The organism is Terrabacter terrigena, assembly GCF_042676085.1.
Taxonomy (GTDB): Bacteria; Actinomycetota; Actinomycetes; order Actinomycetales; family Dermatophilaceae; genus Terrabacter; species Terrabacter terrigena.
This window is the reverse complement of the sequence record NZ_JBHTKH010000008.1, coordinates 98,719-111,750: the sequence shown is the minus strand read 5'-3', so window position 1 is coordinate 111,750 and position 13,032 is coordinate 98,719. Positions and strand designations below refer to the sequence as shown.

Annotated in this window: 15 protein-coding genes and 1 pseudogene; 10 read left to right on the top strand and 6 right to left on the bottom strand. The window is 67.5% G+C overall.

Annotated elements, in window-relative coordinates; all coding sequences use genetic code 11:
• Positions 1-15: 15 nt before the first annotated feature.
• From ACFQ2V_RS13565 to ACFQ2V_RS13555, 3 genes and pseudogenes are all read right to left on the bottom strand, one after another.
• A complete protein-coding gene (locus tag ACFQ2V_RS13565; protein ID WP_386053310.1) occupies positions 16-993 on the bottom strand; it encodes a type II secretion system F family protein in 978 nt (325 codons plus the stop codon).
• Positions 990-1,856 (bottom strand): type II secretion system F family protein, encoded by an 867-nt coding sequence (locus ACFQ2V_RS13560; RefSeq protein ID WP_386053398.1) that lies wholly within the window; start codon positions 1,854-1,856, stop codon positions 990-992. The genes ACFQ2V_RS13565 and ACFQ2V_RS13560 overlap by 4 nt, the downstream gene beginning before the upstream one ends.
• A pseudogene (locus tag ACFQ2V_RS13555) lies at positions 1,856-2,479 on the bottom strand (ATPase, T2SS/T4P/T4SS family); the annotation flags it as partial. The gene ACFQ2V_RS13560 and the pseudogene ACFQ2V_RS13555, both read right to left, overlap by 1 nt.
• On the opposite strand from ACFQ2V_RS13555, the gene ACFQ2V_RS13550 reads away from it, so the two are divergent.
• Positions 2,433-4,037: a recombinase family protein gene (locus tag ACFQ2V_RS13550; RefSeq protein ID WP_386053396.1), complete on the top strand. Its 1,605-nt coding sequence runs from the start codon at positions 2,433-2,435 to the stop codon at positions 4,035-4,037. The pseudogene ACFQ2V_RS13555 and the gene ACFQ2V_RS13550 overlap by 47 nt on opposite strands.
• 11 nt (positions 4,038-4,048) lie before the next feature.
• Here ACFQ2V_RS13550 and ACFQ2V_RS13545 read toward each other — a convergent pair whose 3' ends face one another.
• Positions 4,049-4,951, bottom strand: coding sequence for a hypothetical protein (locus ACFQ2V_RS13545; protein ID WP_386053308.1), 903 nt, complete (start codon positions 4,949-4,951; stop codon positions 4,049-4,051).
• A gap of 326 nt (positions 4,952-5,277) precedes the next feature.
• Between ACFQ2V_RS13545 and ACFQ2V_RS13540 the strand changes: the two genes are divergently transcribed.
• The 3 genes from ACFQ2V_RS13540 to ACFQ2V_RS13530 are packed head-to-tail and all read left to right on the top strand — an operon-like array spanning position 5,278 to position 7,038.
• Positions 5,278-5,574 (top strand): hypothetical protein, encoded by a 297-nt coding sequence (locus ACFQ2V_RS13540; protein WP_386053307.1) that lies wholly within the window; start codon positions 5,278-5,280, stop codon positions 5,572-5,574.
• A complete protein-coding gene (locus ACFQ2V_RS13535) occupies positions 5,571-5,744 on the top strand; it encodes a hypothetical protein (RefSeq protein ID WP_386053305.1) in 174 nt (57 codons plus the stop codon). Before ACFQ2V_RS13540 ends, ACFQ2V_RS13535 begins: the two co-directional genes overlap by 4 nt.
• Entirely contained in the window at positions 5,737-7,038 is a 1,302-nt protein-coding gene (locus ACFQ2V_RS13530) for an ATP-binding protein (protein ID WP_386053304.1), read from the top strand. The genes ACFQ2V_RS13535 and ACFQ2V_RS13530 overlap by 8 nt, the downstream gene beginning before the upstream one ends.
• 357 nt (positions 7,039-7,395) lie before the next feature.
• Here the strand turns inward: ACFQ2V_RS13530 and ACFQ2V_RS13525 are convergent, their stop codons facing one another.
• Complete coding sequence (locus tag ACFQ2V_RS13525) at positions 7,396-7,764, bottom strand: hypothetical protein (protein ID WP_386053303.1); 369 nt, start codon at positions 7,762-7,764, stop codon at positions 7,396-7,398.
• A 238-nt stretch (positions 7,765-8,002) separates the two neighbouring features.
• Between ACFQ2V_RS13525 and ACFQ2V_RS13520 the strand changes: the two genes are divergently transcribed.
• Positions 8,003-8,191 carry a hypothetical protein gene (locus ACFQ2V_RS13520; RefSeq protein ID WP_386053301.1) on the top strand — a complete coding sequence of 63 codons (189 nt, stop codon included), beginning with the start codon at positions 8,003-8,005 and terminating at the stop codon, positions 8,189-8,191.
• Positions 8,188-8,847, top strand: a complete 660-nt coding sequence (locus ACFQ2V_RS13515) for a recombinase family protein (RefSeq protein ID WP_386053299.1) — start codon at positions 8,188-8,190, stop codon at positions 8,845-8,847. Before ACFQ2V_RS13520 ends, ACFQ2V_RS13515 begins: the two co-directional genes overlap by 4 nt.
• Positions 8,848-8,860: 13 nt before the next feature.
• Here ACFQ2V_RS13515 and ACFQ2V_RS13510 read toward each other — a convergent pair whose 3' ends face one another.
• Positions 8,861-9,106 carry a hypothetical protein gene (locus ACFQ2V_RS13510; RefSeq protein WP_386053298.1) on the bottom strand — a complete coding sequence of 82 codons (246 nt, stop codon included), beginning with the start codon at positions 9,104-9,106 and terminating at the stop codon, positions 8,861-8,863.
• A 345-nt stretch (positions 9,107-9,451) separates the two neighbouring features.
• On the opposite strand from ACFQ2V_RS13510, the gene ACFQ2V_RS13505 reads away from it, so the two are divergent.
• The 4 genes from ACFQ2V_RS13505 (at position 9,452) to ACFQ2V_RS13490 (ending at position 13,006) form a co-directional block, all read left to right on the top strand.
• Positions 9,452-10,612, top strand: a complete 1,161-nt coding sequence (locus tag ACFQ2V_RS13505; protein ID WP_386053296.1) for a hypothetical protein — start codon at positions 9,452-9,454, stop codon at positions 10,610-10,612.
• Between the two features lie 92 nt (positions 10,613-10,704).
• Complete coding sequence (locus ACFQ2V_RS13500) at positions 10,705-11,097, top strand: hypothetical protein (RefSeq protein WP_386053295.1); 393 nt, start codon at positions 10,705-10,707, stop codon at positions 11,095-11,097.
• 4 nt (positions 11,098-11,101) lie between these two features.
• Positions 11,102-11,722 (top strand): hypothetical protein, encoded by a 621-nt coding sequence (locus ACFQ2V_RS13495; protein WP_386053294.1) that lies wholly within the window; start codon positions 11,102-11,104, stop codon positions 11,720-11,722.
• Between the two features lie 132 nt (positions 11,723-11,854).
• Entirely contained in the window at positions 11,855-13,006 is a 1,152-nt protein-coding gene (locus ACFQ2V_RS13490) for an MrcB family domain-containing protein (protein ID WP_386053293.1), read from the top strand.
• Positions 13,007-13,032: the final 26 nt, after the last annotated feature.

Genomic DNA, 13,032 nt, shown 5'->3' with positions numbered 1-13,032 from the left:
ACCGGCTCGCTGCCGTCAGAGCCGGAAGTGCAGGAAGCTGAGGCCCGGGTAGAGGGCGAAGAGCACCGTGACGGGCAGGGTGAGGAAGACGATCGGGACCATCATGTAGATCTCCTTGCGCCCTCCCTGCTCCATGAGGGTGCGGCGGCCGTCCTCGCGGACGTCCTGCGCCTGGGCGCGGAGCACCTCGGCCAACGGGGTGCCGCGCTCGACCGCGACGACGATCCCGTCGACGAAGCGGGACAGGCTCATCAGGCCGGTGCGGTCGGCGAGACCTTGCAGCGCCGAGGGGAGGTTTGCTCCCGCTCGGGCGTCGGCGAGGCAGCGCCTCAGCTCGTCGGACAGCTCCCCCTGCGAGAGACGGCAGACGCGTTCCAGGGCGCCGACTGCTCCCTCGCCGGCGCTGACCGCGAGCGCGAGAAGCTCTGCGACAGTGGGGAACTCGGTCAGCATCCGGGCCTCGCGGCGGACCGCGGCCCGGGTGAGGAGGTAGTCGCGTACGGCGATGCCGCCCATGATGCCGACCAGCACCATCGAGACGAGGACGGGAACAGGGAACCGGCGCTGCGCGACCGCGACGACGCCGGTGAAGACGAGGCCACCGACACCGCCGAGGGCACCGGCCATGACCTGCTCGGCACGGAAGCGGTCGACGTCAGCGGGTCGACCGGCGCGGAGCTGCCGCCGGGCGACGGAGGGCGCGCCGCCCGTCACCGCCCCGACGCGGGCGCCCAGCCGGCTGACGTAGGGCGCGAGCAGCTCGCCGAAGCCGAAGGGGCCGCGCGCTGGAGCCGGACGGGACAGCAGGGTGGACGGGCGCGGGGTGTCACGCAGGTACGGCTCGAGGCGGTCGTCGAGCGTGGGCCGACGGCTCGCCGGGAGCCCGGCGACCACGAGCGCGAGACCCGCGAGCAGGAGCACGCCCGAGGCGGCGCCGGTCCACGACCAGCCGTCACGCAGCACGTCGCCGATGCGTTCCGTGAGGCCGTTCACCGGAGCACCCGCTCTTCCTCGGGGAGCCGGCCGATCCAGACCATGGCCCGGTAGGCGACGACACACAGCCCCGCCCCGACCGCGAGAACCAGCCAGCCGGTGGGCGACGAGTAGGCCTCGAGCGAGCTGCCGTTGAGCGCGAGCATGCCGAGGATCACCCAGGGCGCACCCGCCGCCAGACGGGCGGCGTTGACGGTCCAGCTCTGGCGCGTCTCGAGCTCTGCGCGGGTGCGGGCGTCCTCGCGCAGGAACGACGACAGCGTGCGAAGGAGCTTGCCGAGGTCGCTGCCACCGACCTCTCGTGCGATGCGGAGCGACTCGACGATGCGGTCTCCGACGGGGTCGCTGAGCCGGTCCTTCAGGCGGTCGAGGCAGTCGTGGAAACGGCCGGTCGTGCGGTAGTCCTCCGCGAACGCGGCGAAGGCCGGGCGCAGCTCGGCCGGGCCACGGACCGACAGCTGGGACAGCGCCTCGGGAAGGGCCAGACCGGCCCGCACACCGGACGTGATGTTGTCGACGACATCGGGCCACAGGTCGCGAAGCTTGTTGCGGCGCTTGCGTGCTCGCATACGAACGAGGGAGACCGGGACCGCACCCGCCATGAGGCTGAAGCAGACGGCGATGGGGACCACGCGGGTCAGGGCCACGACGAGAACGAACGTGAAGGCGAGGAGCACGAACGAGCCGACCATGAGGTTCGCCGGAGTCAGAGATGCGTAGCCGGCCTGGTTCAGGTGGTCGTGCAGCTCGGCCATGAAGCCGCCCCGCCGGGTGCGTACGTGTGCGGGCTCCTGCGGCCAGAACGACCAGTACACGAAGAAGGTGCCGGCGCCGAGGAGCAGCCCGATGGCCAGGGGCGGGATCACGGGTGGACCTGCCCCAGCAGTGCGGCCACGTCGTAGCCGGCGCGTTCGAAGGCCTCACGGTGCGGTGGGAACCCGTCGGCACGCTTCAGTACCCCGTCGCGCATGACGAACAGGTCGGCGATCTCGATGACGTCGCCCTCGGCCCGGCCCGGCACCGCGACGATCTCGCGCACGCGGCGCACTCCGTCGCGCTCCAGGGCCACGTGGACGACGACGTCGACGGCCGCCGCGACCGTCGGCACGACGAACCGGCTCGACACGTTCTCGCCGGCCAGCAGCGGCAAGGTGCACATCTTGGTGACGGCCTCGCGCGCGCTGTTGGCATGGACCGTGCACATGCCGGGGACGCCGCTGTTGAGGGCGATGAGCAGGTCGAGGCTCTCCTCCTGGCGCACCTCCCCCACGATGATGCGCGAGGGACGCATGCGCAGGGCCTCCTTGACGAGGCGGCGGAGCGGCACCTCGCCGGTGCCCTCGAGACTGGGCTGGCGACACTGCATGGAAGCCACGTCGCGTTGCGGGATCTTCAGCTCGAAGACCTCCTCGCACGTGACGACGCGCTCGCGCGGCGGGATGGCGGCGGCGAGGCAGTTGAGCAAGGTGGTCTTGCCAGCCTGCGTACAAGCCGGTAATTGCCAAGGTGGTTACGAGGTAGCCTTGGAATCCATGCCCACTCGCCGCTGTGCCATCTACGCCCGCATCTCCGTTAGCTCCGAGGAGTCTGTCTCCATCGATCGCCAGATCGAGTCCGCGGAGCAGTACGCCGCAGCTCGCGGCTGGACCGTCGCAGGCGTCTTCAAGGATGACGGCGTGTCCGCCACGCACAACAAGCCCGAGGACCGGGCCGGGTGGCGGGCGCTGCTCGCGTCCCGGGAGAATTTCGACGCCGTCATCATCTGGAAGATCGACCGGCTGGCCCGCCGCGTGATCGACTTCCTGCATGCCGACGTGGCCCTGCAGGAGCGCAACGCGGGCATCGTCGCGGTTGAGCAGAGCATCGACATGACGTCCGCCGAAGGCCGGATGATCGCGCAGGTGCTCGCGATCTTCGCCGAGTACGAGGCGGCTGCCATCTCGGCCCGGGTCGCTGCTGCCCGGACACATCTGCTGCGGAGCGGTCGCGTCGTAGGCGGGACGGTGCCCTACGGCTACCGCTCTGTGCCGAACCCAACGGGCCCAGGCTTCGTCCTGGCCCATGACCCGGAGCGGATCGAGTACGTCCGGACGATGGTGAAGCGGACGCGGGAGGGCCGCTCCATCTACTCGACCGTGCAGTGGCTGGACGAGATGGAGGCTCCGACTCCGACCGGGCGCGGCTCCTGGGTCTACTCGACGGTCGAGCGGATCCTCCGCCATCCAATCCTCGCCGGCATGACTGCTTTCAACCCGGGCAACGCTGACAAGGTCCGAGGCCAGCAGGTGCTCCCGGGAGAAAACGGCCTGCCGGTCGTGGACGAATCCCTCGCCATCATGACGCAGGCGGAGTGGCGAGCGATGGTGCGCCAGCTCGACGAGCGGGACACCGCCCAGTCCAAGCCGGTCGCGCTGCGCGCCAAGACGTCGGGGCTGCTGTCCGGCCTCGTGATGTGCGGTGACGACCGGCACGGCTCTCCCGTCCGCATGTGGCGCGGGACGATCCAGGGACGCCCCGGCTACTACTGCCCCGAGTGCTCGCAGGCGATCTCCAATTTCGAGCACGTCGTGGTCCAGGAGTTCCTGCGGCAGAAGGGCGAGCGGGTGCGCTGGTCTGTGGTGGAGGAAGTACTGGAGGGCGGAGCCGCGCTCATCCCCGAGATCGAGCACCGGCTGGACGAGCTGGACACTCTCCTCCGCCAGACCCGCGATCGCGAGGAGCGGGCACGTCTTCAGGACGAGCAGGCGCGGCTGCTGGACCTCCGCGACGAGAAGGAGGCCGAGGCCCCGGTGATCCGGCACGTCGCCACCCGGGGCACGCAGATGTTCGGCGAGGACTGGGAGCAGGCCGAGACGGACGAGGAGCGCCGGGACATCCTCGGTGACGCCCTCCACAGCATCACGGTTCGGCGCGGACGCCCCGGCCGACGGACGGACGCGCAGATCCTCGCTCGCCTCACGTTCGACTGGAAGGTGCCCGAGGACCTCGGCCCCATCGTCGCCCCGACCGACGAGGAGTTGGCGAGCTGGGCCGAGGAGGCCTGAGGTTCAAAGTCTCAGCCCTGGGCCCTTGCTACGAGTCCCGACTCGAACCAGTTGACGAGGGTCACGGCCATTGAGACAGCTACGGTCGCCTCTTCAATGGAAACGTCCCCCGGCGCGGAAGGCTGGCCACCATGCCGGTCGTGTTGTCCATGCCAGAGAAGGCGCAGCATGCCCACGAGTACGTCGCGAGAAGGCGCCTTGTCATGTTCGCGGTTCATAGGAAGTTGCCAATTCTTCTGGTCCTCCATCTGCCTCAAGACCGTGCCTAGCGTCGCGTTGGCGTTAGTTGGCGACACGACGGGGACGGCGGCATCTTCGACCGCCTTGATTGCGAAGCCGTAGGCAGCGCTGGCATTTGGCTCCAGGCCATACAACTCCTCCCACGCCTTGGCGAGCCTCACGCCAGCGCGCCCCGACATGCTCATGACGGAATCTGCCGCGAGCTGCACGCCGATGGGAACTCGGCGGACGAGGCCCGGGCGACCGGCTCGTGTACCCACCTCCCACGCAGACTTGGACCGCGTCAACATCTCGTCGAGCTCGCTTTGGCCACCTCTTCCGTGCGCGAGTAGGTAATCGGCGACCTGCAACGGTGAGGGATGAGCTCTCAGGACGCTCATGGCTTTCGCGATCTGCTGCTGCCCCAGCATTTGGTCTACTTGTTCCTCACGAACGTTCGGCAGGGGGATACGGAGCCGCTGACACATCTCCTCCACTAGCTCAACCGCGAGCATGCTTACGGCGAACACATCGCCATACCCGTTCCTGACACGCTGTATCTGCGTGATGGCCTCCTGGATCCACGCCCAGAATGCTGCGCTCATCCACGCCGGCACTCCGTCATGCAGGGCGTCGTACTCCGCAACCTCCTCGACTGTCTCGACCCCGAGTGGTCGCCACGCATCGTCACTCATGCCGGGGAGTGTGCCACGCGGTACGGACGGGGAGGCGCACGAGACGCCCTCGAACCCTGCTCTCCCAGCCGAACCGGCAGCTTATGGCGTATCGCACGGTGCACGGCGTGAGGGCCGTCCTGGGAGCGATTCTCCGGAGACACACAACTAGACACTGATCCCTAAGCAACAGGCGTAAGGTTCAGGCCGAGCCAGAGCGCTGACACCTTCGGGAATGCGTGCGGCCTGATCGCCCGGGCACAGGCGGTCCGACAGACTCCGTGGGCACTCCGAGGACACCGGCCAGGTGGCCCCTCTCCAGATCACTCTGTTGAGGAGCGTCACCCATGTACGACCGCATCGACCCCATCACGGCCCGGAACCAGCTCGCTGCCCTGCACTCGCGGGGAGCCACGCCCGACCCGGAGGCCAAGGCTGCCGCCCAGCGCACCCTCGCGACCGCCAAGATCGACAAGGCGATCCGCGAGGCCCTCGCCGTCGCCCCCGGCCTCGACGACGCGCACGTGGGCCACCTTGTCGGACTGATCCTGAACGCTTCCGGCGTCGACGGTGAGACGTCGATCCGGGTTGAGCGCGACGTGCGGGCTGCTGTCGTCGCGGCTCAGGGTGGTGAGGGAAAGTGAGCCGCCGCGCACACAGCGAAAGCCGCGAGAAGCGCAAGGACGCCAAGCGACAGGCCCGCCGCCCCGTCCACTTCGACAAGTACGAGCATCGCAAGGTCGAGCGCGACATGGACCGCCAGTTTGCGGATCTCGCCCGCCCCTTCAACGGCGAGGAGGCCGACGATGAGTGACCCCGCAGACGACTTCGACTCCTGGGAGCAGGAGCGCGCCGAGGCGCAGGCGATGGACGAGATCTTCGACGACCTGATCGAGCAGCGCGGCATGAGCGTGGAGGACCTGGTCCGCTGGACCAAGGACATGCACGACGACATGGCGCAGGCGTACCTCGAGCGGATGATGAAGGACAGGCCGGTACTCACGGCTCGAGCCCGCCACACCGTGAAGGACGAGGCCTACTTCGTTGAGGTCGAGGCCCAGCGGCTGCGCACCCAGCAGAAGGCCAAGGCCAAGGTCGAGGCCGAGCTGCGTCCGCCCCAGGAGCGGCCTGCGATCGTCAGCCTGACGGACTTCCTGTCCGAGCCGGACGAGGACGTGCGCTACCGGGTGGACGGCCTCTGGCCCAAGGACGGACGCATCCTCCTCACGGCTCAGTACAAGGCCGGCAAGACCACACTCGCGGGCAATCTCATCCGGTCGCTCGCCGACGGGGACGCGTTCCTCGGCTGCTTCGAGACGGAGCGCGTCGAGCGCGTGATCCTGCTCGACAACGAGCTGGCTCCCAACATGGTGCGGATGTGGCTGCGGGAGCAGGACATTCGCAAGACGGACGCGGTCGACGTCGTCTCGCTCCGAGGCAAGCTGTCGTCGTTCGACATCCTCAACCCTGACACCCGCGCCGAGTGGGCGGAGTACCTCGGTCCGGCGGACGTGCTGATCCTCGACTGCCTGCGCCCGGTGCTGGACGCGCTCGGGCTCTCCGAGGCCAACGAGGCAGGCCGGTTCCTGGTCGCGTTCGACGAGCTCGCCCGGGAGGCGGGGATTCGCGAGCTGCTCCTGGTCCACCACATGGGCCACAGCAACGAGCGGTCTCGCGGAGACAGCCGCCTGCTCGACTGGCCGGACGCGCTCTGGAAGCTGGTGCGCGAGGGCGAGGAGGACACCGAGGAGTCCGGAGCGACGACCCCGGCTCGGTTCTTCTCCGCAGTCGGCCGCGACGTCGAGCAGGCGGAGCGTCGCCTCGCGTTCGATCCGGAGACCCGGCACCTGACGGTCAATGGGCAGGGACGCCGCTTCGCCCGGGCCGCAGACCTGGAGGACGCGGTGAAGGAGTGGGTGAGTCAAAACCCGGGCTGTTCCCAGAACAGCATCGAGTCCAACGTGGACGGGAAGACGGGATACAAGCGCACCGCCATCAAGTCGCTCGTCCAGCGCTCCGAGCTCCGTCGAGAGAAGAAGGGAAACGGGTTCGCGCACTACTTGAACGACGAGGCAGAAGCGGCCTCAGATTTCTCAGAAGACGCCTGATCCCCTGTCACTGCGCCCCTGCGCCCCGGTACGCCCCGGCGCAGGGGCGCAGTGTCGTTGGGGTGGTGCGCCCCTGCGCCTATGAGGGCGCAGGGCACCACCACGCGGCGTGCAGGCGTGACAGAGGTGGAGTGAGGAGGGGCGCAGTGCCGGTAGGGGCGCATGGATTCTGAGAACGAGAAGGGGCCTGGGTTCTCAGAAAACGAGAGCAGGGCGTAGAAGGCCGAGGGCCGTGGAGCAGGGCGATGCCAAGGCCCGGGGTGGTGAGAGGCCGGGAGAGGCACGGAGAGGACGGAGAGCGCCACAGCTCGCCCCGGCGCGAAACCACGCCGAGGACCGTAGACGGGACGAGCGCGCTCAGCCGCAGACGAGCTCGCGCACAGCGTTCAGGACGTCCGAGGCATCGTCTGCTCCAATCTCGCGCAGCAGCTTGTCGCCACTGACGCTCGGCTCAAGCACAGCGGCGATCACCTCGCCCACACGCCCATCAGTTACGTACACCCGGACCTGTGCGTTCTGCGTGTACGGCAAGACGTCCATCGGCGGGAGCGTGGCCAGCCCGCCGCGCCGCATCTTGGACGCGATGTCCTTCACCACGTTCACGCCCAGCCGGTCCCATCCGGCGGCGTCCCGGACCTTCCACATCGGCACCACGGCGATCCCGCCCTTGGCCTCGATCTCCTCTCGGAGCCGGGCCATCGGCCGCTTCAACACCTTGTCAGCCATCTATCTGCCTCCCATGTAAGTACCCAGATAAGACGCTATCCCATGATCTTATTTTGAGGAAGCACCCTCGGCCTGCACATCCACATCCCTCACACGCCTGAGCACGAGAGCGCCAACCCCAGCAATGTGAGGCCTTGGACGGTGGCGCTGATCCCGCTAGGTGTCCAGCGTGCGCACAGGTACCGTTCAGGTCGCGGGCATGGGGACCCTTGCCCGCGACGACTGAGGAGGAGAGCTTGTGATCCAACTGCTTTGGCACCGCTGGCGGACCGGACATTGGTCATGGTGGAAGGAAGACATGATCTGGTCCGGCGAGCGCGCCACCGTCTACTTCTGCGACTGCGGCGAGCAGTTTTGGCCGCTCACGAAGGAGGGGCCGCAGAAGGACTGGCGTGATAGCACGGTGAAGAGGGAGCGGCCCGAATGAGCGCGAGCCCGCGAGTGCTCGGCTACATCCGACGCTCGACTGACAAGCAGGACATCTCCCCCGAGGTCCAAGCAGCGCGGCTGGAGGAGTCTGCGGCGGTGCTCGGCTGGGCGCTGGAGCTGCGGTACGAGGAAGCGGCCAGCGCCAAGTCTCTGGAGGGACGCCCGGTGCTTGCTGCGGCGTTAGCCGACTTGAAGGCGGGCCGAGCCCACACCCTCGCCGTCGCCAAGCTCGACCGCCTCTCCCGCGACGTGGAGGACTTCGCAGGGCTCCTCAAGCTGGCGGAGCGGCAAGGCTGGGCCTTGGTCTGCCTCGACCTCGGCGTGGACACGAGCACGATCACCGGCCGGGCGATGGCTCACGTCACCGCCGCGTTTGCCGAGATGGAGCGTCGCCGGATCGGAGAGCGGACACGGGAAGGCATGGCGCGTATCCGAGCGACGCAGGGCAAACACATGGGCCGCCCTTCGCTTATCCCCGCCGAGGTCGAGGAGCGCATCGCCGCGCTGCACACGGATGGCAAGTCCGCCTCGGCCATCGCGGAGCTGCTGGAGCGGGAGGGCGTGGCTCGGCCCACCGCTCGGTCAAAGTCCTGGCACCACAGCCATGTCACCGCCGCCGTGCGCCGGGTGGAGGTTCGTCGCACCGCCGCATAGTGGCGCGATGTGTTCAGCCGGCGACGACCGCGATCACGATGGCGACGATGGATGCCACTGCAGCGATGCCGGCGAGAATCACTCCCACAATCGTCCAGCGGAGCATCTGGCGTTCCCGAACCTCGGCCGCTGCCGCAGACGCGAGCGTGTGCTCGACCAGCTGCTCGGTGAGCTCTTGCGACTTGGCTGTCGACCGCGCCGTGCGCGCGATGTCGAACGGCGTCATGTCCACGCTCTTGTACTGACTCCAGTCGGTCATGTCCGAAGAATCGCACGGACCAGCGACAGCGAGGCCTGAGACAGCCGCTCTCCCAGGCGATCCCACCGTCACCCACCCAATACCAGCCCCAGCCCCGTCAAGGCCGCGAGAGCGCCGGATAGCGCCTAACCGTCCTCGCCCTCTTGTCGAGGTATAGTTCAACCGTCAACCAGTTCCCTTCTCCATCTCGTTGACGAGACATCCGCGTGGTACGCGGGGGCAGTCAGCCCGAACCAGCCAGGTCGCCACGCAGCGACGGGAGCAGGAGCTCCACACGACGCCAAGTCCAGGCGGACGGACGTCGAGTTCCTCGCGAATCCCGTTCTTCTGCAAAGGAAATCCTTCATGGGTACTTCCCCAACCAAGTCCGCGCTCCTCGCGGCTGGCGACCTCTACGGCCTCCTGGCCCTCAACCGCGCCACCTTCGGCTCGGCGGTAATGGCTCGCGGCTACGCCTCCACCGGCGACCTCAAGATGCTCGGTGACGGCACCGACATCAACACCCTCTGGGACGAGTTCCAGAAGACCGTCGAGCAGGCGAACGCGGATCGCGGCGCGCTCGTCGACCTCCTGACCTTCCGCACCGCGGACAAGTCAGACCAGGTCCTGCAGGCTCCGGCTGGCACGGCGGAGTTCGAGGACGCGTCCGAGTACGGCGTTCCGGTGGGCTCCCGGGCGGAGGCCGCTGTGGTCTCGCTCGGCTACGACTTCCGCTGGAAGGACCTCGCGACCCGGTACACGTGGCAGTACCTCGCGGACGCGACCTCCGGACAAGTCGAGAGCCTGCACAACGGCGCGCTCGCGGCCGACTCGCGGCTCCAGTACAAGACCGTCCTGGGCGCGCTCTTCAACCCGAGCAACCGCACCTCCGCCTCCACGGACGCCGAGATCAAGGCCCTGTGGAACGGTGACGGCTCGGAGATCCCGGAGTTCGAGGGCAACAGCTTCTCCCCCACCCACACGCACTACACGACGACCGAGTCGGTCACGCTCGCCCCGGCCGACGTGGAGTTCCTGCAGGGCCAGGTGCTGGAGCACGGCTACGGCGAGGTCGACGGTGCGCAGCTCGTCATCCTCTGCAACCGCACCGAGGGTGACGTCATCGCCGGCTGGCGCGCCGGGGTCGGCGGGGCCAAGTTCGACTTCATCTCCTCGGACACGTCCGTCCCGTACCTGACGACCGAGCAGCTCGTCGGCTCGCGTCCGGCCGGCAACTTCCGCGGACTCAAGGTCACCGGCCAGTACGGCCACGCGCTCATCGCGCCGACCTCGCTCGTCCCGGTCGGCTACGTCGTCTGCGTCGCGGTCGGCTCGTCCACCCCGGTGATCGGCCTCCGCGAGCACTCGCGGATGCGCGGCCTGCAGATCATCCGCGGCAATAACAGCGACTACCCGCTGATCGACAGCTACTACGTCCACGGCATCGGGGCTGGCGTCCGCCAGCGCGGCGCTGCGGCGGTGCTGCAGGTCACGGTGTCGGCCGCCTACTCGGCACCGGCGCTCTGACAGACCCCGGCTCGGTGGGGCGGCATGACTTGGACCTCCCACCGAGCCGGTTTCCAAGTCACCTTCCAAGTCATGTGAAGGAGCGAATCCGCATGGACCGCGAAACGATCGATCCCCTGGAAATCATCGAGCAGGCCGAGTCCCTCTGGCCTCACAACACGCACGCCGTCGAGGACCCCGCCGTCAGCGAGGCCGTCCAGTACGCGCTCTCCAAGCCGACCGACGCCCCGAACAACGTCGCCCTCCTGCGCCGTGCAGGCAAGCACAGCTCGCGGGTTCGCCGTCTTTTCGACGTCGTCTTCGGCAAGGCGATGCTGTGGTCCGACTTCGACTTCTTCGAGGCTCCCTGCGACCGCTGCCTCGGCGACATCCAGCCGCAGCACTCGCTCTGGGTCCCGGCTGGCGCGACCGTCGTTGAGGTCCACATGTGCGCGGACTGCCGCGTGCAGGTCGACGCGCTGCTGACCGACCTCGTCTGGGACTGATCCGATGGGTCGCCGTCGTCGCTCTGAGGAGTGGTGGGCCAACCATCCGGAAGTGCTCCGGTGCACCGCCCACTACAAGTCGAACGGGAAGCAGTGCGCCGTCGAGGCCACTCCCGGCACGAACGTCTGCAACCAGCACGGCGCGCTGATCCCTGCCGTGCAGGCCAAGGCTGCTACCCGCATCGGCATGTCGGTGGACGACGCTGTGAAGCGTCTCCAGGGAATGCTCGACGATCCCGGCGTCGACGCTCGCGACAAGATCAAGATCCTGCATGACCTGCTCGACCGAGGAGGCCTCGGCGCCACAGGGAAGCACCTCGTCGCCATCGCCACGCAGGACCCGGTGGAGAAGCTGTTCCAGGACCTGCTGTCCACCCCCGGCATGCTCCGCGAGCCTGGCCAGATTCCTGCAGCCTCGGCCCCTTCGTCCGTGGATGAAGACGTCAAGCGGTGGAACGCCGAAGTGATGGCCGACGACGAGGATGACGTAATCAGCGACATCGTGGATGCGGAGGTCGTGGAGGAGACTCCCCGACTTCCGAATCCCCCGGCTCGGCAGCGACCGGCCGGCACGAAGCCTGTAACTCCCCCTCACATTCGCGACGCGCTGGCGCGGCTGCTGTGAAGGGACGATCGCGCCTACCAACTGCACGGGACGAACGCTCCTTACGGCCTGAAGTCTTGACGGGCGTAGAGAACTGCCAGAACAGGCGCTCCCCTGCGAGGCCAATGCCCACGGCCGTCGTAGGCTCCGGGCATGACGGCAGGGGTCTTTCCAGCAGCATCAAGCGCGACAGCCGACGCGATAGTTTCGATCCAGGACGCACTCGTAGAAGTTCTCCTTCTCCAGACTGAGTACTCCTCGTCGAATACGCCAAGCATGCAGCGTCGAGGAACGCTCATCAGAAGAGACATTCCGCGTTGGATGGAGTCCCAACTCGGCGTCCAGCCCAAGCCGAAGCAGGACGGCATTAACGACCTTGCAGTCGAAGGTCGGGACGCGACCGGCCTGAAGAGCAGAACTCCTTGGGCCCGGGTCCATTCCATTTCACGCTCACCCCGTGCGACCGAAGGATGGTACGTCGTATACCTGTTCAGCGAGGCTGGCGATCGCGTGTACGCCAGCCTCAACCAGGGGACCACCCGTTGGTCGGGTGGCGAGTTTCGTCCTCGTCCGAAGGAGGAGCTCATCGCCCGGGTCGACTGGGCTCGTAAGGTTCTCGAGGGGGAGCTAAAGGCTCGACAGGATCTCCTGCGCCGCATCGACTTGCAAACCAAGGGGCGTCTCGGTCTTGGCTATGAGATCGGCAACGTTGCAGCCATCGAATACCCACTCAACGACGTCCCGTCGGAGGCCCGGCTTGCGGACGATTTCCGCTTCTTGACGGACTTGTTGCGCGCCCTCTACCTCGCGGAGGAAGAAGCTCTCGATCTGCCTGGCGAGCCAGCTCCTGAAGTAGCCGACGCCGAGGTTGCCGTGGACCAATCCGCCGGCCGACGTGCTCGCCGGCAGGGTTTCCGCCTGTCCGTCGAAGAGAAGCTGGCGATCGAGAAGCACGCGGTTCGAGTCGCGACACAGTTCTTGGTCAGCAGTGCCGGTGGGAAATGGACTGTGAAGGACGTAGGCGCGACGTCGTCTTACGACCTAGACGCCCGACGTGGTGATGAGCGGCTCTATGTGGAAGTGAAGGGGACGACGAGTCTCGGGGAAGAAGTCATCTTGACTCGTAATGAGGTGGACCTGCACCGTGCGCAGCACCCCAACAACATGCTCGTTGTGGTCAGCAGCATCGATCTCGATCGGGACGTAACGCCACCGCTGGCGTCTGGGGGCAATGTTCGTGTTGAGTCCCCATGGTTGATTGCCGAGGAAAGCCTCAGCCCGATGGCCTACCGTTACACCGTGTGAATGGTAGCGAGAGCCCGGAGGCGCTC